15 protein-coding genes and 3 pseudogenes are annotated in these 19,399 nt (G+C 57.4%); 7 read left to right on the top strand and 11 right to left on the bottom strand.

The window, feature by feature from the left end; translation table 11 throughout:
* Window positions 1-53 precede the first annotated feature (53 nt).
* From AB4P90_RS07815 to AB4P90_RS07805, 3 genes are read left to right on the top strand one after another with little or no spacing between them, the layout of a single operon-like run.
* Window positions 54-365 (top strand): ArsR/SmtB family transcription factor, encoded by a 312-nt coding sequence (locus tag AB4P90_RS07815; protein WP_395605780.1) that lies wholly within the window; start codon window positions 54-56, stop codon window positions 363-365.
* Between the two features lie 17 nt (window positions 366-382).
* On the top strand, window positions 383-1,549 hold the full coding sequence (locus tag AB4P90_RS07810; RefSeq protein WP_014717315.1) for an MFS transporter: 1,167 nt from the start codon (window positions 383-385) through the stop codon (window positions 1,547-1,549).
* 28 nt (window positions 1,550-1,577) lie between these two features.
* Window positions 1,578-2,633 carry an alkene reductase gene (locus tag AB4P90_RS07805; RefSeq protein ID WP_014717314.1) on the top strand — a complete coding sequence of 352 codons (1,056 nt, stop codon included), beginning with the start codon at window positions 1,578-1,580 and terminating at the stop codon, window positions 2,631-2,633.
* Between the two features lie 105 nt (window positions 2,634-2,738).
* Here the strand turns inward: AB4P90_RS07805 and AB4P90_RS07800 are convergent, their stop codons facing one another.
* The 3 genes and pseudogenes from AB4P90_RS07800 to AB4P90_RS07790 all read right to left on the bottom strand — a co-directional run.
* Window positions 2,739-3,506 (bottom strand): autoinducer binding domain-containing protein, encoded by a 768-nt coding sequence (locus AB4P90_RS07800; protein WP_019817822.1) that lies wholly within the window; start codon window positions 3,504-3,506, stop codon window positions 2,739-2,741.
* 87 nt (window positions 3,507-3,593) lie between these two features.
* Window positions 3,594-4,187: an aminodeoxychorismate/anthranilate synthase component II gene (locus AB4P90_RS07795; protein ID WP_014717312.1), complete on the bottom strand. Its 594-nt coding sequence runs from the start codon at window positions 4,185-4,187 to the stop codon at window positions 3,594-3,596.
* Window positions 4,184-5,476: pseudogene (locus AB4P90_RS07790) on the bottom strand (anthranilate synthase component I family protein); the annotation flags it as partial. The gene AB4P90_RS07795 and the pseudogene AB4P90_RS07790, both read right to left, overlap by 4 nt.
* A 97-nt stretch (window positions 5,477-5,573) precedes the next feature.
* On the opposite strand from AB4P90_RS07790, the gene AB4P90_RS07785 reads away from it, so the two are divergent.
* Window positions 5,574-6,536: an IS30-like element ISPpu17 family transposase gene (locus tag AB4P90_RS07785; protein WP_004577240.1), complete on the top strand. Its 963-nt coding sequence runs from the start codon at window positions 5,574-5,576 to the stop codon at window positions 6,534-6,536.
* Here AB4P90_RS07785 and AB4P90_RS07780 read toward each other — a convergent pair.
* From AB4P90_RS07780 to AB4P90_RS07745, 8 genes and pseudogenes are all read right to left on the bottom strand, one after another.
* Window positions 6,537-6,728: pseudogene (locus tag AB4P90_RS07780) on the bottom strand (anthranilate synthase component I family protein); the annotation flags it as partial.
* 520 nt (window positions 6,729-7,248) lie between these two features.
* The gene (locus AB4P90_RS07775) at window positions 7,249-8,115 is read right to left on the bottom strand and encodes an alpha/beta fold hydrolase (RefSeq protein WP_175570648.1); all 867 of its coding nucleotides are present in this window, start codon (window positions 8,113-8,115) and stop codon (window positions 7,249-7,251) included.
* A gap of 62 nt (window positions 8,116-8,177) precedes the next feature.
* Window positions 8,178-9,062 (bottom strand): DMT family transporter, encoded by an 885-nt coding sequence (locus tag AB4P90_RS07770; protein WP_014717309.1) that lies wholly within the window; start codon window positions 9,060-9,062, stop codon window positions 8,178-8,180.
* A 7-nt stretch (window positions 9,063-9,069) separates the two neighbouring features.
* On the bottom strand, window positions 9,070-9,681 hold the full coding sequence (locus AB4P90_RS07765) for a flavodoxin family protein (protein ID WP_339232845.1): 612 nt from the start codon (window positions 9,679-9,681) through the stop codon (window positions 9,070-9,072).
* Window positions 9,682-9,685: 4 nt separating this feature from the next.
* On the bottom strand, window positions 9,686-10,372 hold the full coding sequence (locus AB4P90_RS07760; protein WP_014717307.1) for an iron-containing redox enzyme family protein: 687 nt from the start codon (window positions 10,370-10,372) through the stop codon (window positions 9,686-9,688).
* Window positions 10,365-10,919 (bottom strand): acetyltransferase, encoded by a 555-nt coding sequence (locus AB4P90_RS07755; protein WP_395605779.1) that lies wholly within the window; start codon window positions 10,917-10,919, stop codon window positions 10,365-10,367. The genes AB4P90_RS07760 and AB4P90_RS07755 overlap by 8 nt, the downstream gene beginning before the upstream one ends.
* 13 nt (window positions 10,920-10,932) lie before the next feature.
* Window positions 10,933-12,281, bottom strand: a pseudogene (locus AB4P90_RS07750) (phenylacetate--CoA ligase family protein).
* Window positions 12,282-12,705: 424 nt separating this feature from the next.
* The gene (locus tag AB4P90_RS07745) at window positions 12,706-13,338 is read right to left on the bottom strand and encodes a TetR family transcriptional regulator (protein ID WP_020300997.1); all 633 of its coding nucleotides are present in this window, start codon (window positions 13,336-13,338) and stop codon (window positions 12,706-12,708) included.
* A gap of 265 nt (window positions 13,339-13,603) precedes the next feature.
* On the opposite strand from AB4P90_RS07745, the gene AB4P90_RS07740 reads away from it, so the two are divergent.
* From AB4P90_RS07740 to adeC, 3 genes are read left to right on the top strand one after another with little or no spacing between them, the layout of a single operon-like run.
* The gene (locus AB4P90_RS07740) at window positions 13,604-14,752 is read left to right on the top strand and encodes an efflux RND transporter periplasmic adaptor subunit (RefSeq protein WP_014717303.1); all 1,149 of its coding nucleotides are present in this window, start codon (window positions 13,604-13,606) and stop codon (window positions 14,750-14,752) included.
* 3 nt (window positions 14,753-14,755) lie between these two features.
* Window positions 14,756-17,917: an efflux RND transporter permease subunit gene (locus AB4P90_RS07735; protein ID WP_014717302.1), complete on the top strand. Its 3,162-nt coding sequence runs from the start codon at window positions 14,756-14,758 to the stop codon at window positions 17,915-17,917.
* On the top strand, window positions 17,914-19,371 hold the full coding sequence (adeC, locus tag AB4P90_RS07730) for an AdeC/AdeK/OprM family multidrug efflux complex outer membrane factor (protein WP_003189337.1): 1,458 nt from the start codon (window positions 17,914-17,916) through the stop codon (window positions 19,369-19,371). The genes AB4P90_RS07735 and adeC overlap by 4 nt, the downstream gene beginning before the upstream one ends.
* Window positions 19,372-19,399 lie beyond the last annotated feature (28 nt).

The raw sequence follows: 19,399 nt of genomic DNA, 5'->3' as shown, positions 1-19,399 counted from the left end.
TCTAAAGTTCGCCTTATCGCGATATAACGCTTTACGACACCGAGCACCCTGCCATGTCCATCGACCTCGACGAAATAATAAAAGCCCTGGCGCACCCAGTACGACGAGACATCCTCACCTGGCTCAAAGCCCCGAAAGTGCAGTTCCCCGAGCAATTGCACAACCACGAATACGGCATCTGCGCCGGGCAGATCGACCAGCGCTGCGGCTTGTCCCAGTCGACGGTGTCGGCCCACCTGGCCACCTTGCAACGTGCGGGTCTGATCAGCAGCCAGAAGGCTGGACAGTGGCACTTTTTCAAGCGCAATGAGGAAGTGATCCAAGCCTTTCTCACTGCGCTCATTACCGAACTCAGCGCACCGTAATCACCAAGGACACGTACATGCCCCTCTCGCTACTCATACTGGCCCTGAGCGCCTTCGCCATCGGCACCACCGAGTTCGTCATCATGGGCTTGCTGCCCGATGTGGCGGCAGACCTGGGTGTGTCAATTCCCGGCGCCGGCTGGCTGGTCACCGGGTACGCCTTGGGCGTGGCCATCGGCGCACCGTTCATGGCACTGGCCACCGCCAGGCTGCCACGCAAGGCGGCGCTGGTAGCGTTGATGGGTATTTTCATTATCGGCAACCTGCTCTGCGCCCTGGCAAGCGACTACAACGTGCTGATGTTTGCCCGTGTGGTCACGGCGTTGTGCCACGGAGCCTTCTTCGGAATTGGTTCGGTGGTGGCGGCCAACCTGGTGCCGGCCAACAAACGTGCGTCGGCGGTGGCGCTGATGTTCACCGGGTTGACCCTGGCCAACGTGCTGGGCGTGCCCCTGGGTACGGCGCTGGGCCAGGAAGCCGGCTGGCGCTCGACCTTCTGGGCCGTGACCGTGATTGGCGTGATCGCCTTGATCGGCCTTATTCGCTTCCTGCCCGCCAAGCGTGACGAAGAAAAACTCGACATGCGTGCCGAACTGGCCGCCCTCAAGGGCGCCGGTATCTGGTTGTCACTGAGCATGACTGCGCTGTTTGCCGCGTCCATGTTTACCCTCTTTACCTACGTCGCGCCGCTGCTGGGCGATGTCACTGGCGTGTCGCCCAAAGGCGTGACCTGGACGCTGCTGCTGATCGGCCTGGGCCTCACCGTGGGCAACATCATCGGCGGCAAACTGGCGGACAAGCGCCTGGCGGCCACCTTGATCGGCGTGTTCATCAGCATGGCGGTGGTTTGCACGGTACTGAGCTGGACCAGCGTTGCGGTGATACCGACTGAAATCACCCTGTTCCTGTGGGCCACCGCTTCGTTCGCCGCCGTGCCGGCGCTGCAAATCAACGTGGTGACCTTCGGCAAGGCCGCGCCGAACCTGGTGTCCACCTTGAACATCGGGGCCTTCAACATTGGCAACGCCCTCGGCGCCTGGGTCGGTGGCAGCGTGATTGCCCACGGTTTCGGCCTGACCCGCGTGCCACTGGCCGCCGCGGCGCTGGCCATCCTCGCGCTGCTGGTGACCCTGATCACTTTCCGTCAGGGCGCCAATGCCGACCTGGCCCCCGCGACCCACTGATCAACTTGAAAGAGAAGGTGTTTTTCCCATGACGACTATTTTCGATCCGATCACACTGGGCGACCTGCAACTGTCGAACCGCATCATCATGGCGCCGCTGACCCGCTGCCGCGCGGATGCCGGCCGCGTGCCCAATGCGCTGATGGCCGAGTACTACGTGCAACGCGCCTCCGCCGGGCTGATCCTCAGCGAAGCCACTTCCGTGACACCGATGGGCGTGGGCTACCCGGACACCCCCGGCATCTGGTCCAACGATCAGGTGCGCGGCTGGGCCAACATCACCAAGGCCGTGCATGGCGCGGGCGGCAAGATCTTCTTGCAGTTGTGGCATGTGGGCCGCATCTCCCACGCGTCCTACCTGAACGGCGAAACCCCGGTGGCTCCGAGTGCGGTTCAGGCTAAAGGCCACGTCAGCCTGGTTCGCCCATTGGCCGACTACCCGACCCCGCGCGCCCTGGAAACCGCTGAAATCGCCGACATCGTCGACGCTTACCGCACCGGCGCCGAGAACGCCAAGGCCGCAGGCTTCGACGGCGTGGAAATCCACGGCGCCAACGGCTACCTGCTCGACCAGTTCCTGCAAAGCAGCACCAACCAGCGCACCGACCAGTACGGCGGCTCTTTGGAAAACCGTGCGCGCCTGTTGCTGGAAGTCACCGACGCCGCCATCGAAGTCTGGGGCGCCGGCCGCGTGGGCGTGCACCTGGCACCGCGTGCTGACGCGCATGACATGGGCGACGACAACCTCGCCGAGACCTTCACCTACGTCGCCAGCGAACTGGGCAAGCGCGGTATCGCCTTTATCTGCTCCCGTGAAAAAGAAGGCGCAGACAGCCTTGGCCCGCAGCTGAAAAAAGCCTTCGGCGGCGCGTACATCGCCAACGAACGTTTCACCAAAGACAGCGCCAATGCCTGGCTGGCGGCGGGCAAGGCGGATGCAGTGGCCTTCGGTATTCCTTTCATCGCCAACCCGGACCTGCCGGCGCGACTGAAGGCTGATGCGCCGTTGAACGAGCCGCATCCGGAGACCTTCTATGGCAAAGGCCCGGTGGGTTATATCGACTACCCGACGCTGGCACTCTGATCGACTGGAACAAAAAACCCCGGCTTGCGACAGCCGGGGCTTTTTATGGACGGCGAGAAACGCTTGGCATGATTTGAAATGACCGGCCTCTTCTTGAATCATTTTCTATAGAGAGATCAGTCCCTGCGCCAACGCCACGCCGACGGCTTGCCGCCGGCTGAAAGAGCCCAACTTTCGACTCGCATTTGCAATGTGAAAATTGATGGTTCTCTCTGAACATCCCAAGATGCAGCTCATTTCCCAAGTCGTTTTGCCCACACCAGACCATTTCAGCACTTCTGACTCCCTTAATGTCAGATTGCAGAGTTGCTCACCCACTGCGTTCAAATGTTTTTGGGAGCCCTCCAGAAGGAAGGGAATCAGCATGAATAGCTTGCCTAACGGACCATTCAGGTCATCGCCAAGATCGTCGGTAAAGCTCACGCATTGAGCGACGTTGAGCGATCCGGCCATTTCGTTAAAACGCAGGGGAATACTGACACCCTGCAAAAGCCCATACCCCTCGCGCTCCGTCCAGAACTGATGGGACCGACCTCGTGCTTGTCTGCGTGCCAGCCCCCAGAAAAGAGGCGCGAAGTGATGGCGGCAATGCCTGATTATCGGGTCCACCTGAATGAAGTTCTCCTCCTTGTATCGCCTGAGCCAGTCAGAAGGATAAGTCGTCATGATCCTGTTAAAGGGGTCACTGGTGGTTGAAGGGCCCAAGCTCAGCAAATAGCTTTGATAGCCAATACGACGCAGCACCTTGCGCAGATGGCGTTCCCAATCTCGTCGGTGCAAGTCGGTGGCCAGCACGGAAAAGTCATCCAATACTTCTTTGAAATTAACCCTCAGGAGTACGTCTTCTTTTTTATACCTAAATAAGTCATCCACGATGAATCCCTGCCACTCATAGAAGCTTTTTTGATACAACTTGGTTAAAAAAACGGGCCGCTGAACAAGCGACCCGTTGCGCGCCGCTTACAATCCTGCTTGGAGACAGTGTTGGTCTATAAAGCTCTTGAATATTCCAAGGCCGTCCTCCGTCAATATACTTTCGGGGTGAAACTGGACTCCCTCTATCGGATAGTCAGCGTGCCGCACGCCCATGATGTATCCATCATCGGTCGAGGTGGACGTTACTGCCAGTTCACCGGGTAGCCCCTCGTTATCAATAATCAGCGAGTGGTAACGAGTCGCCTTGATCGAACGCCCCCCTGTATGGGCGTAGACACCTAGCCCATCGTTATCGATGGCGCTGATCTTGCCATGCATGACATGCGAGGCTCGGATGACCGCCCCGCCAAACGCCAGACCGATGGCTTGATGCCCCAAACAGACGCCCAATATCGGCAGGCGCCCTTTAAAGTTTTGGATGACTTCAATGTACCCCGCGTCCTGCGGGTGCCCAGGCCCTGGGCCCAAGACACAAAAGTCTGGCGCATACGCTTCGATACGTTCGATCAAATTTGGAACATCATTGCGCTCCACATGGGTTTCCAGTCCAAGCTGTTCAAGATACTGGCTGATAATGAAAACAAAACTGTCATATGCATCAATCAAGAAAACTTTCATTGCAGCATCTCCTTGCCGGTAACCGCACGATAGACAGAACCCATTTTGTAGAAGGTTTCGGTCCACTCTTTATCCGGAACCGAGTCGGCCACCACGCCTGCCGACGCACGCAGGTAATAAGTACCTTCTTTATGAACCGCTGAGCGAATGCATAAAGCCGTATTGATGCTGCCGTCGAATCCGATCAAACCGACTGCTCCGGCATATATTCCACGACGGTTATTTTCCATGCTTTCGATAATCTGCATCGCACGTATTTTTGGCGCACCGGTCATGGTTCCCGCGGGGAAAGAAGCCTTGATCACGTCGAAGGCATCGAAGCCTTTTCGCAACAAGCCACGCACGTTGGAGACCATGTGATAGAGGTGCGAGTACTCTTCGACCAACATCAATTCATCGACTTCAAGTGAACCTGGCTGGCAGACACGACCGATGTCATTCCTGCACAAATCCACCAGCATCAAATGTTCAGCCCGTTCTTTTTCAGAGCGTGTCATGCTTAAAATCAGCTCGCTCGACGGTATGCCAGGGGTTTTGCCCACGGTGCCGGCGATGGGCCTCATCTCAATCAGATCGTCCTTGATGCGAACAAATAGCTCGGGGCTTGCGCCAATCAGGTCAACGCCCCCCAGGTTGGCCAAATACATGTAAGGAGACGGGTTGTTCTTGCGCAACGCACGGTACACATCAAAAGGTTTGACCGGCGTATCCACCTGCACCTCATGACCCAATTGGATCTGATAAATATCACCTTGGCGAATGTGCTCCAGCGCCTTGTCGACCCAGCCAAGGAATTGCTCTTTTTGCACCGTATCGCGCGCGACCGTGACCGACGGGTAAATAATCGGAGAGTCATCAGCCGGGATACCCTTGGCATCTGCCAGTAGCGCAACGTAGTCATCGGTACTACGGGATTTCCAGAGGGAACTGTTGTTGACCATGAGGTCCACTGTTCCATTGGAATGGAAGTAAACCAGCGTCTGAAATACGGTCAAGGCAATAATCGGATAATCATTGGTTTGCTCGGTCAAGTGGGGAATTTCCTCGACAAACCGAACGCAGTCATAAGAGAGGTAGCCAAAAAAAGCGAGGCTGGGGTGAGTCTGACGCTGAACCTCAAAGGGTGTTTGTAACGCACGCAGCAAATTCCATACCGCATCGTTCGAACGAATGTTTATACGGCCATGGTCATCCAGAACTATTTCCTGAGCAGACAATGCACTTCTTAAATAACTGAACAGTTGCTCATTGGCTTCGAGTGTTGCATACCCCTCATAAATTTTTACCGCCCCTGAATTCATAGAATAAGCGCAACGCTTGAAACGAGAGGCAGAGAGCCAGCCACCGGTAGAATCCAGGCTCTCACACCGAAGGATTCAAGCGCAGATGACTACGCATTACCGGCAGCTGACTCAGGGACAACGTTACCAGATTGAGGCTGGCTTGAGCGCCGCAGAGAGCCAGGCGAGCATTGCAAAGCGGGTCGGCGTGCATCCCTCGACGATCAGTCGCGAGGTTCGCCGCAACAGCACCCAGAATATCTACAAGGCTGTTTCTGCGGCCCATGAAAGTGATGCTCGTCGAGCGGGTGCGCGCAAGTTTTGCAAGCCGGCGACATGGCTCAGCCATCATCTCCCGGTGTGGCTCAAGCATGGCATGAGTCCGGAGCAGATCGCCCAGCGGTTGAAGCAGGAGCAGCCAAGCCGGGCGGTCAGCCATGAGTGGATTTATCGGTTCATTGCCGCCGAACAGCGCGCCGGTGGTGAGCTTTATACCTATCTGCGACATCGCCGAAAGCGCTACCGGAAACGCTATGGAAGCCACGATCGGCGCGGGCAGCTGCGTAATCGCGTGTCAATCAGTGAACGCCCAGCCGAGGTCGAAAGCCGCGAGCGCCTGGGGGACTGGGAGGGCGATACGGTACATGGACTGGGCGGTAACCTGGTGACCCTGGTTGATCGCAAAAGCGGCTATCTGAGCGCCTATCCGGTCAAGCGCAGAACGCGCCGGCAGGTAACGCGGGCGATCAATCTGATGCTTCAGGGCCATGCCGCTCACACGCTGACGCTGGATAACGGAAGGGAGTTTGCCGGGCATGAACGCATCGCGCTACGGAGCCAGTGCCAGGTCTTTTTTGCAGACCCCTATTCATCCTGGCAACGTGGCACCAATGAAAACACCAACGGTCTGCTCCGCCAGTATTTCCCCAAGGGCAGCGACTTCAGCAAGCTGACCGTCGAAGCCGTCAATCGGACAGTAGCGAGGATCAATCTACGCCCGCGCAAGCGCTTGGGCTGGAAGACGCCGTACGAAGTGCATACAGGGGTGAGCGTTGCACTTATGTGTTGAATTCAGGGCCAATAGAGGTTCTAGTCCGATAATTGTTGCCTTGCGATCCCGGCTGGGGCCGGACAGCGATTCGAGAATGAAGACTTTGTCGGCACCGAGTACTTTTGCCGCCGCTTCATAGACAACAAGCGGGTCGCACTTCAAACTTTCGGTATGTAGTTTAACGCTCACGGGTGTGGTTATCCCACGCATGACATAACTCCTTTTTATTGATAACAGGCTCACACAGCAGAATCGAACGCACAGAGCGATTACTTAAACTGCCTGGCAGTTCAACCAGTTAATTATTGATGTGAAGGACTCATCAGCCACACGCGCACTCGGGCCCGCAAAAGCACCTACTCAAAAAAGAGACAGAACTTCAGCGCACCATTCGCCTATTACGATTTTGCCGGGACCAGCCACGAAAAATCGAATAATAGCGCTCGGCTATTAATGAGTTACCAATTAGGGGTGTTTGACTGAAACAGGCAGCAAGACACCGGCGGTTGCTGGATTAGCGACGCCAGATATTGCTTTTGAAAACCGAAAGATGGGCAGTGTTGGACTCGGAGGACGATCCGAGGGAGCTCTTCAGCACTGATAGTCGGTAGTACATTTAAGACTTCCTGTGTCTTGAGGGCATTGCAGGAGTGATTCCTGAATACCCGTTGGATACTACTCATAGGTTCAATAGGGGTCAACCTCAATTACCCACGGTTTACAGGTGCTCTCACACTGAGTCAGGCAACGCTTGAGTCCCTGCGAGAAACCACTGAATAGCCTGCAGGGTTTGCTCGGCACACTCCAGGTAGGGTACATGCCCCGCATCTTCGATAACGCAAATACTGGCCTGTGGCAAAAGCCGGTGGACCTCATGCAGGCACGAAACATCAAAGACCCGATCATTGCGCCCCCACACCACCAACGTCTTGGCTTGAACGTCCGCCAATCGCGATTGAAGCGGGTACAGTCCGGCGTCCTTGAAGTCCCTTAGTATTTTTCCGATTTTCTCATAGCGCTGCGCCCCCTTGTTGGCCAGCGCCCTCGCCAGAAAGGCTGGTACCCTCGGCGGCCGGGTGAATATCATCTCCCACAGGGCCTGCATTTCGTCAACGCAGCGATAGCCAAAAGGGTGTCTGCCCGACTCCAGAAACTGATTCATCGCCGCACTGAGCCGTGTCGAAGATAACCCCGCAGGTGCCAGCGCGATTACACCGCAAACTTCTGCCGGATAAGTGGCAGCATAAAGACAGGCAATGCAGCCGCCCATAGAGCTGCCTATCAACACCAGCTCCGGGAAGGCATGCGCCTCGAAAAACGCCCTTAATCGGACCACCTGAGCCGTAGGGTCATAGCTTTGCAAGCCGTCGAAAGACGACTCGCCTTCTCCAGGAAGATCAAGGAAAACGCAGTTACAGGTCTCAACCAACGAGTAAAGCTTAGGGCCCCACTGGTCCTTGCTGGCTCCCAGGCCATGAAGGAACACCAAGGTAGGGCCGGTCTTGACCCTGCTCGATTGCAAGTAGGCGACCTCATAACCTTGCCCCTTCCACCGCCGGACCTTAAGCCTGTAGCGGAACCGGTTTTGCTTACGCATGGCGAGCAATACCCACTGACCTGGCCAATTCATCGAACATTACCTCTCAACGGGTTCGCCAATCATTCGACAGGAGCATCTCCGGCGCGGACTTGCCGTGCCGGTAGCCGGACCTGGCACAGTGCAACGCCTGCCAAAACCGCAACACCACCGACGACCAAGCTCAGCGAAACACCTTCCTGCAGAAGTACCTGGCTGACCGCCACTGCAAATACTGGCACCAATAGAAGGAACGGCGTAAGGCGCTGAACCGGGTGCCGCCCCAAAAGCCAATACCACAGGCCAAACCCAATCAGCCCGCCACTGACAGCGGTATACAGGACGGCAGCCCATGCTTTCGGGCTGGCAGTCAGCACCGAACCCCATGCATCCCCCTCCACCGCGGCGGAGACCATCAGTAACTCCGGTGCGGCAATCAATGCTGTCCACGCGCTGATCGCCACAGGATTGAAAGGTCCCCAGCGCTTGGTAAGGACAGTGCCCACCGCAAAAACAAACGCCGCAACAATCACCAGCAACACCCCCGACAACGCACCGCCGCGGCCAACCCCCCCTACCACCGTCAGCACTCCAATCAATGCGATGACAATCCCGACTACCACCTGCAAACCAATTCGCTCCTTCAAGACGGCGAAAGCCAACAGCAACGTGAAAGGTGTGGCCAGTTGGTACGCAACAGCAGAAGTGGAGGCATCCACCCGCGAGATGCCACAGTATAAAAGCCCGAAATGCAGAGCTCCCACCAGCGAGGCGATCCAGAACACAGGAAGGAGCTCACGGCGTTTAGGAATCCCGCAAAACGGCACCAATACAATCGCCATCAAGGCAAAGCGCATGGCAACCATGAGAATTGGCGGAAGTTCCTGCCCCCCAACTTTAACTGCTGTCACTTGGGCGCCCCATAAAAAAGCGACCAGGACAGCTATCAACGAATCGCGAATAGGCATTAATTCATCATCCCGTTTGAAATTGGACTTGCTTGAGCAGACGCAGGCGCTCCACGCCTTGGCGTGGGTGTGCATTCAATTTTTGAAAGTGTTCAAGGAGGCGATCCAGCGTCTCCCGCAGAGCCTGTTCCGCCTCAGTGTCCTGAACCAGTTGCGTATTGAATGTGGCTGGAAAGCCGGAGCCAACGAGCACCATCTTGTTCAACAGAACGTTCAGCACCACCTGACTGAACACGGCCGTATGTCCGTACCGGCGCCCCACCACTGCCACCGCGGCAAGCTTGTCCCGCAACGGCCGCTCCCTGGGGCGCAAAAAGCCGTAACCCACCCGTTCCAGGAACGCCTGGAACCGGCTGTTGGTACCATAGGCATGCATGACGGGTAGATACAGGATGGCGTCGGCCCTGGCCATTTCATCGACAATCGCGCCGACATCGTCCTGCAGTAAACAATCGCGATGTGAGCACGCGTTATCAGCGTCGCAATAGTCGATACGATAATCGCGCAGCCAAAGGTCTTGGACAGAGGCGCGTCCCTCCAAGTGGCGTCGAATCAACGACACCACCTGGCTGCTGACCCCGTGCAAGCGGTTTGACCCGACAATGACGATCAGCTTCATCAGTTCAGGACGCCTTGGCCAGCGGCGCGTCGGCGATACGCTCGTATTCGAGCAACGACTCTTCCAGCAACTGACCGGTGAGGTACAGGGTCACCCGGGCGACTTCCTTGATAAGCGTCCGCTCTTCATCCGTCCTCACCGAGCGTTGCATCGCAAGACGAACTTCTTCGGAGTGTTTTTCGTCAATGCTCGAATGGGCGACGAAGAATGTCATCTGCTCGTCCTTGAGCCCCAGGTCGGTGCGAAACTTGTTTAGGATCGGCTGGATATGCTCATACACCTCCTCCGCCCAATAGCTGTAACCCAGTCGCGCGACCGGCCCAAGACGAATGGCGACGTCATTCAAATAAGCGATCAGCGCCTGAGTAGGCGGGAGCGGCGCGGGCAGTGATACAGGCAAGGCGCCGATGGATTCCAAGTCGCGAATCACCATTTTTTCGTGCCCCAATTCTTCAAGCGCATGCTTGTAGACAAAGCGAAGTAACGTAGTCTGACTGGGGTCCGCGCTGAACGCACAGGCCGCCTGATTAATCGAGTTGAAACGGGTGTAGTGATAAACTTGGAGCATCACCTGCTGATAAAGCTCGACCGTCATCGTCTGCTCAAGGCTGTGATTCCAATAACGTCCTTTCTTGATTTTGGCCCAGCCGCTATCAACAATCGCGTCCAGTTCTTTGAAAAAATTATCCATGAGCTATTTTTCCTTTGATGGTGTTAAAGACGGTTTCCAGTTCCAGGTAAACCAAACTGTAATCCCGTGATGACTGGCGGTTCGTCCAGGTAATATCGTCAGCCAGAACATGGCCGCCGATATCGACATACAGGGCAGCCAAACGCCCACGGCATAAAGCCGAGATGTACTGAAAGTGCGTATTAGCCTTCAACCAGATGGCGGTTTGCAGAAGAAATGACCTCAAGTGCAATCCCCCTCTGTATTTTTCATCCAACACCAACCGATTGGCATCAAATGAGTCCAGGGGGTGAGCAAAGTAGTGGCCTACGTCAACTACACGTTCGACAAAGCTCATGCCATGCCCCAATGGCGTTATCCGGATAGCGCCGACTATCTCGTCGCCGTCGAAATAAGCCATGTGGTACGAACAGGTATCGCGCACTACCTCGGCATCGGAAAAACTTTCCTCGTTGGCCGGGTTGTCACCTATATAGCGAGACCTTAATGCGCAGACTTTCTGGAACAGTTCACTTTTCGCAGAAACGATTTTCACGGACATGCTCATGCGCAGACCCAGCCTAGCGATTGCGCTGATCGACGATTCGCGCTTCTTTCCAACTGAACCAACTGCCCAGGTTGACGTGATCATCCAGGTCATCGACGACCATGATCGTGGCCTCGACGCCCAGGCGTTCGCGTACACGCTCACGAATCAGTAATGTCAATTGGCTGCGGTCGCCTTCATAGAACCTGGACATTTCCATCTTGGCGATCACCGTATCCCTGCCGTTCACGGAGTTAATGACGATCTGATAACCCAGACATTGCTCCACACCTTCAAGCAGCGCCTGCTCGATATGACCAGCGGTGAAAGCCTTACCGTTGAGCGTCATCGCATCCTTGACCCGCCCGACCACTTTCATGACGTGCGCATGGGCGATAGGGTTCTTCGGATTTTTTTGTATGCAAACCAGGTCGCCCGTACGGTAGCGAATCAGCGGCTTCACTCCATCGATCAACATTGTGACGCACAGCTCCCCTTCGCCACTGTCACCCAGGCTTTCACCCGTTTGCGGATTCAGCACTTCAATGATGTAGTTGAGTCGGTGAGGCATCAGTTGATCGCTGGCGTTGGCCGCGGCAATGATCATTGTTTCCTGGGAGCCATACAGGCTGTTGTAGGCTTCACAGCCCCAGAGGCTATACAAGTTGTTCTTCAGCGCTGGCGTGCACAATTCGCCGCTCATCATGAACGCCCGCAAGTGAAAGTCCTGACTAGGATTGAAGCCAAGTCGCTCGGCTTCCTTGGCCAATGCCAGCAATAGTCCAGGTGCGGACGCAACAACACCAATACGCAAATCCTTCATCAACTGGAGCGTCTTGGGGTACCCGATGACGGGGGAATGTGGCCAGATTTTGGCGTTACAGACCCCCAGTTGTTGGCAGACATCGCCCAAGGTATCGCCGAAGGAATGCACCTCGGTCGGTCCCATGACGCCTACAACTGTTTTCTCTGTGGGGAAATGCTTCTCCAATACCGCTTGATATGACATGGCCAGTTGTTTGTTGCTGGCATAACTTTCCTTCTTATCCCTCGGACAAGGTGTCGCTGGGCCGGTGGTACCGGTGGTTTCGTAGTAATAGATACTGTCTTCCAATGTGCCTGACAGGATGTCCAGCATGGACTCGCGCAAATCGTCCTTGGTGGCAGTGATGAAAGATTCGCCAGCGTGACACCGTCGACATTGATGTCCTTCAAATGCCCGGCATAGAAAGCGGACTTGTTTTTAACGTGGCGCAAGACTGTTCTAAGCTGGGCTTCATGCCATTGCTTCAAATCGTCTTCACTCAACGTATTAGTCCAATACGCCCGGTGCACAGCGTCATACTTTACGGTGAACTCATCAAACACCTTTACCGCACCCATAACCTGCTTCCTCATCGACATAGGTTTTTCGCCACTGCGGCTGCCCGCTCTGGATGCAGACACTAACGAGCCACAAAAAACCACACACCTGTCTACTCAGGCAGTTGTTATCGGATAACCTTTATGCTAGGCGGCCGCGCACTTGACCGCCTTCACTCGCCCAGCGCTGTCAAGTCCTAACCACCCTCCCTGGCATTCAATTGAAATAAAAAAGCCCCGGCTTTCGAGAGCCAGGGCTTTTTATGGGCCGCAGGTAACATTCCTTCACAGCCTTGCAACAATATCGCTACAAAATACTTAGCCGGCTACCTATCAACCGCCCGCCAGGCCGTATATAAAGTCACCCCACAAATCAGGCAGAAGGACGATTGACTGTCTTTAGGCTTTACTGTTGACACAACGGGTTGCAATTACGCATTTTGTTTCAATTGCGCAGGCTGGGGCTCAGGCGCAGCATGTCCAGCCCTATATCCGCCCAGCGCTCGGCGTCCTGATGCAATTGGAAACTGTCAGGCACCAGCAGCCACTGGCCGATCAACCCGTGGATAAACGCATGAATACACACGGCCCCACGGGTGGTATCCAGCGTGGCTGGAAGTTGCCCGCGATGGACCGCGTTACGCAACGTCAAGCCGATGCGCAGGTTGCACTCAAGGGTGTGGGTCTGGCGTTGGCGGCGCATGTCGCACATTTCATCGGTGAACTCGCACTTATGAAACAGAATCTCGTTGATGCGCCGGGTTTTCGGGTCCAGGGCCACTTCATGGTAGAGATGAATCAGCAGCTTGCGCATACAGCCGAGCGGGTCGGCTTCATCCTCGCTTTCACTCGCCCGGGCCAGTTCGTCCAGCGGTTCGTGCAGCGTGTCGAGCAGGGCCTGGAGCAAATCGGACTTATTGCTGAAATGCCAATAGATAGCCCCGCGCGTCACCCCTGCCAGCGCGGCGATGTCCGCCAGGGTGGTGCGCGCCACGCCACGCTCATAAAAGGCTTGCTCGGCGGCTTGGAGAATCTGGCTGCGCGTTTCCTGAGCTTCCTCTTTGGTGCGACGAACCATGGCAGTAAAACCTCAATCAGGACACTGTGGATGGTACTTGACCATCATCTGAATAATTGTGGGACGACGCCGTCATGGGCGCCGAACGTACTAGAATCGAGGCTTGCAGCGGTGCTTTGTCAGCATTGCGCGAAGCCTGTCAAGAGTTTACAAACAACCATGAACGTAAGTATATTGCGTAGCAAGCTACTTATCCACTCACGGCTTGTTTTTTACCCTTCCACACTTCTTGTGCGCACTCTGCGCGCCTGACCCGAGGATCTTCATGCAACTTAAGCCAGCTGTTACCGCTCTGGTCACTGCCGTCGCCCTGGCATCGCTGCTCAGCGGATGTAAAAAGGAAGAAGCGGCACCGCCCGCTCAAACCCCTCAGGTCGGCGTGGTCACCATTCAACCGCAAGCCTATACCCTGACCACCGAGCTGCCAGGCCGCACCACGGCCTTCCGCATTGCGGAAGTCCGGCCGCAGGTCAACGGCATCATTCTCAAGCGCCTGTTCAAGGAAGGCGCCGACGTGAAGGAAGGGCAACAGCTCTACCAGATCGACCCGTCGGTGTATGAAGCCACGCTCAAAAGCGCACAGGCGAGCCTGACCCAGACCAAATCCATCACCGATCGCTACAAGCAATTGGTCGAGGAGCAGGCCGTCAGCCGTCAGGAATACGACACCGCCGTTGCCAACCGCATGACTGCCGAGGCAAACGTTCAAACCGCCCAGATCAACGTGCGCTACACCAAGGTGTACGCGCCGATCTCCGGGCGTATTGGCCGTTCTTCGGTCACCGAAGGCGCACTGGTCAGCAATGGCCAGGCCGACGCCATGGCGGTGATCCAGCAACTGGACCCGATCTACGTCGACGTCACGCAATCTTCAGCTGAAATGCTCAAGCTGCGTCGCGACCTGGCCAGTGGCCAACTGGAAAAAGCCGGCGACAACGCTGCCAAGGTCAAGCTGACCCTGGAAGACGGCACGGCTTACGCCCAGGACGGCAAGCTGGAGTTCTCCGAAGTGTCGGTCGACCAGACCACCGGTTCCGTGACCCTGCGTGCCGTGTTCCCCAACCCTGACCACGTGCTGCTGCCGGGCATGTTCGTACACGCCCAGTTGCTGGCCGGTGTGAACAGCAAGGCCATCCTGGCTCCGCAACAAGGCGTGACCCGTGACCTGCGCGGCATTCCGACGGCGCTGATCGTGAACAAGGACAACAAGGTCGAGCAACGTGAACTGGTTGCCAACCGTACCGCCGGTGCCTACTGGCTGGTGGAAAAAGGCCTCAATGCCGGTGATCGCGTCATCACCGAAGGCTTGCAGTACGTCAAGCCAGGCGCCGAGGTGAAGGTCACGGAAGCCTCCAACGCTAAACCCGCCGGTACTGCCGCAGCGCCTGCTGCCGCTGCTGGTCAAGGGGAGTAATCCATGTCGAAATTTTTTATCGACCGTCCCATTTTCGCCTGGGTAATTGCCCTGGTGATCATGCTGGTCGGGGCACTCTCGATCCTGAAGTTGCCCATCAACCAATACCCGGCCATTGCGCCAACGGCCATTGATATCCAGGTGACCTACCCAGGTGCGTCCGCACAAACCGTGCAGGACACCGTGGTGCAGGTCATCGAGCAACAGCTCAACGGTATCGACAACCTGCGTTATGTCTCCTCGGACAGTAACTCCGACGGCAGCATGACCATCACCGTGACGTTCAACCAGGGTACCAACCCGGATATCGCTCAGGTCCAGGTACAGAACAAGCTGAACCTGGCCACCCCACTGCTGCCGCAAGAAGTGCAGCAACAGGGTATCCGTGTGACCAAGTCGGTGAAGAACTTCCTGATGGTGATCGGTCTAGTGTCGGAAGACGGCAGCATGACCAAGGACGACCTCTCCAACTACATCGTGTCCAACATCCAGGACCCGATCTCCCGTACCGCGGGGGTGGGTGACTTCCAGGTGTTCGGTTCGCAGTACGCGATGCGTATCTGGCTCGACCCGGCCAAGCTCAACAACTACCAGCTCACGCCAGTGGACGTCAGCAATGCCATCAAGGCCCAGAACGTGCAGGTGGCCACCGGCCAACTGGGCGGCCTGCCTGCCCTGCCCGGCACCCAGCTGAACGCCACGATCATCGGCAAGACGCGCCTGCAAAGCACCGAGGAATTCGCCAAGATCCTGATGAAGGTGAACACCGACGGCTCCCAGGTTCGCCTGGGTGACGTCGCGCGCATCGAACTGGGCGGCCAGAACTACAGCATCAGTGCACAGTTCAACGGCAAGCCGGCTTCGGGTATGGCGATCAAGCTGGCGGCCGGTGCCAACGCACTGGACACTGGCAAGGCCATCCGCGAAACAGTCAAGTCCCTGGAGCCGTTCTTCCCGCCAGGCATGAAGGCGGTGGTGCCGTATGACACCACGCCGGTCGTGACCGAATCGATCTCCGGTGTGGTTCACACCCTGGTCGAAGCGATCGTGTTGGTGTTTCTGGTGATGTTCCTGTTCCTGCAGAACTTCCGTGCCACCATCATCACCACCATGACCGTACCGGTGGTATTGCTGGGTACCTTCGGGATCCTGGCGGCGTGCGGCTTCACCATCAACACCTTGACCATGTTCGGCATGATCCTGGCCATCGGCTTGCTGGTGGACGATGCCATCGTGGTAGTGGAAAACGTCGAACGGGTAATGGCTGAGGAGCACCTGTCGCCCAAGGAAGCAACGATCAAGTCCATGGGCCAGATCCAGGGCGCCCTGGTGGGTATTGCCCTGGTACTGTCGGCGGTACTGCTGCCGATGGCGTTCTTCGGTGGTTCTACCGGTGTGATCTACCGGCAGTTCTCCATCACCATCGTTTCGGCGATGGCGTTGTCGGTGCTGGTTGCCCTGATCTTCACCCCGGCGTTGTGCGCCACCATGCTCAAGCCGATTGATCCGGAAAAACACGGCCAGCCCAAGCGCGGCTTCTTCGGCTGGTTCAACCGCACCTTCGACCGTGGCGTACTCAAGTACGAGCGCGGCGTGGGCGGCATGATCAAGCACAAGATCCCGGCATTCCTGGTGTACGCGCTGATCCTGGCCGGCATGATCTGGATGTTCACCCGTATTCCAAGCGCGTTCCTGCCTGAGGAAGACCAGGGTGTGATCTTCGCCCAGGTGCAGACACCGGTCGGTGCTTCGGCTGAGCGCACGCAAAAAGTCGTCGACGACATGCGCGCCTTCCTGCTGAACGACAAGGAAGGCGAGCCAGGCGAAGGCAAGGCAGTGAAATCGGTGTTTACCGTGAACGGCTTCAACTTTGCTGGCCGTGGCCAGAGCTCGGGTCTTGCGTTCGTGATGCTCAAGCCGTGGGACGAGCGGGATTCGAGCCAGTCGGTGTTCGAAGTGGCTAAGCGTGCCCAGGGTTACTTCTTCGGGGCCTTCAAGGACGCCATGGTATTTGCCATCGTGCCGCCTTCGGTGCTGGAGCTGGGTAACGCCACCGGTTTTGACGTGTTCCTGCAAGACCAGGGTGGCGTCGGCCACGACAAGCTGATGGCTGCACGTAACCAGTTCCTGGGCGCTGCGGCACAAAGCAAGGTGCTGGCCGGCGTACGCCCTAACGGCGTGAACGATGAGCCGCAGTACGAGCTGACCGTTGACGACGAGAAGGCCAGTGCCCAAGGCATCAGCCTCGCCGATATCCAGCAGACCCTGGCCATTGCCTTGGGTGGTAGCTACATCAACGACTTCATCGACCGTGGTCGCGTGAAGAAGGTGTATGTACAAGGTGACGCCGCCAGCCGTATGTCGCCCGAAGATCTGGACAAATGGTACGTGCGCAGCAACGACGGGAAAATGGTGCCGCTGTCGGCTATCTCGTCGGGCCAGTGGATCTACGGTTCGCCCAAACTTTCGCGATACAACGGTGTAGCGGCGATGGAAATCCTCGGTACCCCGGCACCGGGCTACAGTACCGGTGATGCGATGGCCGAAGTCGAACGCATTGCCAAAGAACTGCCGGCCGGTGTCGGTTATGCCTGGACAGGCCTGTCGTACGAAGAACGCCTTTCCGGTTCCCAGGCGCCAGCCCTGTACGCACTGTCGCTTTTGGTCGTGTTCCTGTGCCTGGCAGCACTGTACGAAAGCTGGTCGATTCCGATTGCGGTGATTCTGGTTGTGCCACTGGGTGTGATCGGTGCACTGATCGCCACCAGCATGCGCGGCTTGTCCAACGACGTGTTCTTCCAGGTGGGCCTGTTGGTGACGGTGGGCCTGGCGGCGAAAAACGCCATCCTCATCGTGGAATTCGCCAAGGAACTGCACGAGCAAGGCAAAGGCATCGTCGAGGCGGCTATCGAAGCGTCCCGTATGCGTCTGCGCCCGATCATCATGACCTCGTTGGCGTTCATGCTCGGCGTACTACCGCTGGCAATCTCCACCGGCGCCGGCTCAGGCAGCCAGCACGCAATCGGTACCGGTGTTATCGGCGGTATGATCACGGCCACTGTGCTGGCGATCTTCTGGGTGCCGCTGTTCTACGCAACCGTGTCCGCCGCTGGCGAACGCAAAAAGAAAGACACTACTGAAACTCCTAAAGAGGCTGGCCAATGAGCAAGTCGCTACTTTCCCTAGCCGTCACCGCATTCGTGCTCAGTGGCTGCTCGCTGATACCTGACTATCAGCGCCCCGAAGCGCCGGTGGCCGCGCAGTTCCCGCAGGGGCCGGCGTATTCGTCGGCCCAGGCGCCGAGCCAGGCCGCTGCCGAGCAAGGCTGGAAGCAGTTTTTCCATGACCCTGCCCTGCAACAGCTGATCCAGACCGCGTTGGTGAACAACCGTGACCTGCGTGTCGCGGCGCTGAACATCGACGCCTATGCGGCGCAATATCAGATCCAACGTGCCGACCTGTTCCCGGCCGTGTCGGCCACCGGTAACGGCAGCCGTTCGCGCACCCCGGCCAAGCTGTCGCAGACCGGCGAATCGACCATCGCCAGCCAGTACTCGGCGGGCCTTGGGATCAGCTCTTATGAGCTGGACCTGTTCGGTCGCGTGCGCAGCCTCAGTGAAGAAGCGCTGCAGAAGTACTTCGCCACTGAAGAAGCACGTCGCAGCACCCAAATCAGCCTGGTGGCCAGCGTGGCGAATGCCTACCTGACCTGGCAGGCCGACAAGGAGCTGCTCAAGCTGACCCAGGACACCCTGGCCGCGTTCGAGCAAAGCTACAAGCTCACCTCGCGCAGCAATGAAGTCGGCGTGGCCTCGGCCCTCGACCTCAGCCAGGCACGCACCTCGGTGGAAAACGCCCGTGTGCAACTGGCGCGTTACACCCGCCAGGTGGCCCAGGACGAAAACAGCCTGACCCTGCTGCTGGGCACCGGCCTGCCGGCGAATATCGCCAGCAAGCCGCTGTCCGATGACCTGCTCAGCGAAGTGCCGGCCGGGTTGCCATCGGACCTGCTGCAACGTCGTCCCGACATTGTGCAAGCCGAGTACAACCTCAAGGCCGCCAACGCCAACATCGGCGCGGCCCGTGCGGCGTTCTTCCCGAGCATCAGCCTGACCGCCAGCGCCGGTACTGCCAGCCCTACCCTGGGTGGCCTGTTCAAAGGCGGTTCGGGAACCTGGGCGTTTGCCCCGCAGATCAACATCCCGATCTTCAACGCCGGTAGCCTGCGCGCAAGCCTGGACTACTCGAAGATCCAGAAAGAGATCAACGTGGCCAACTACGAGAAGGCCATCCAGACCGGCTTCCAGGAAGTCTCCGACGGCCTGGCCGCGCGTGCGACCTACAAGCAGCAACTGGATGCCCAGCGCGGCTTCGTCGAGGCTAACCAGGATTACTACCGCCTGGCCGAGCGTCGCTACCGCATTGGTGTCGACAGCAACCTGACCTTCCTCGACGCCCAGCGCCAACTGTTCAGTGCCCAGCAATCGCTGATCACCGACCGCCTGGCGCAGCTCACCAGCGAGGTCAACCTGTACAAGGCCCTCGGCGGTGGCTGGAACGAGCAGACTGCGAAGAACGAGCCGTTGAAAGAACAAGCACCGCCGTTGAAGTTGTTCTGATAGCGCGGGTGTGAAAACCGCTTCCCTC

This window comes from Pseudomonas sp. B16120, assembly GCF_044218845.1.
Lineage (GTDB): Bacteria > Pseudomonadota > Gammaproteobacteria > Pseudomonadales > Pseudomonadaceae > Aquipseudomonas > Aquipseudomonas paracarnis.
Note: the sequence above shows the minus strand (reverse complement) of the source record. Positions and strands in the feature narration are given on the sequence as shown.

Coding starts and splice junctions, on each gene's coding strand:
- adeC (WP_003189337.1), top strand. CDS start 17,914: ATGAGCAAGTCGCTACTTTCCCTAGCCGTCACCGCATTCGTGCTCAGT.
- AB4P90_RS07810 (WP_014717315.1), top strand. CDS start 383: ATGCCCCTCTCGCTACTCATACTGGCCCTGAGCGCCTTCGCCATCGGC.
- AB4P90_RS07785 (WP_004577240.1), top strand. CDS start 5,574: ATGACTACGCATTACCGGCAGCTGACTCAGGGACAACGTTACCAGATT.
- AB4P90_RS07740 (WP_014717303.1), top strand. CDS start 13,604: ATGCAACTTAAGCCAGCTGTTACCGCTCTGGTCACTGCCGTCGCCCTG.
- AB4P90_RS07745 (WP_020300997.1), bottom strand. CDS start 13,338: ATGGTTCGTCGCACCAAAGAGGAAGCTCAGGAAACGCGCAGCCAGATT.
- AB4P90_RS07775 (WP_175570648.1), bottom strand. CDS start 8,115: ATGCGTAAGCAAAACCGGTTCCGCTACAGGCTTAAGGTCCGGCGGTGG.
- AB4P90_RS07770 (WP_014717309.1), bottom strand. CDS start 9,062: ATGCCTATTCGCGATTCGTTGATAGCTGTCCTGGTCGCTTTTTTATGG.
- AB4P90_RS07805 (WP_014717314.1), top strand. CDS start 1,578: ATGACGACTATTTTCGATCCGATCACACTGGGCGACCTGCAACTGTCG.
- AB4P90_RS07735 (WP_014717302.1), top strand. CDS start 14,756: ATGTCGAAATTTTTTATCGACCGTCCCATTTTCGCCTGGGTAATTGCC.
- AB4P90_RS07755 (WP_395605779.1), bottom strand. CDS start 10,919: ATGAGCATGTCCGTGAAAATCGTTTCTGCGAAAAGTGAACTGTTCCAG.
- AB4P90_RS07765 (WP_339232845.1), bottom strand. CDS start 9,681: ATGAAGCTGATCGTCATTGTCGGGTCAAACCGCTTGCACGGGGTCAGC.
- AB4P90_RS07815 (WP_395605780.1), top strand. CDS start 54: ATGTCCATCGACCTCGACGAAATAATAAAAGCCCTGGCGCACCCAGTA.
- AB4P90_RS07760 (WP_014717307.1), bottom strand. CDS start 10,372: ATGGATAATTTTTTCAAAGAACTGGACGCGATTGTTGATAGCGGCTGG.
- AB4P90_RS07795 (WP_014717312.1), bottom strand. CDS start 4,187: ATGAAAGTTTTCTTGATTGATGCATATGACAGTTTTGTTTTCATTATC.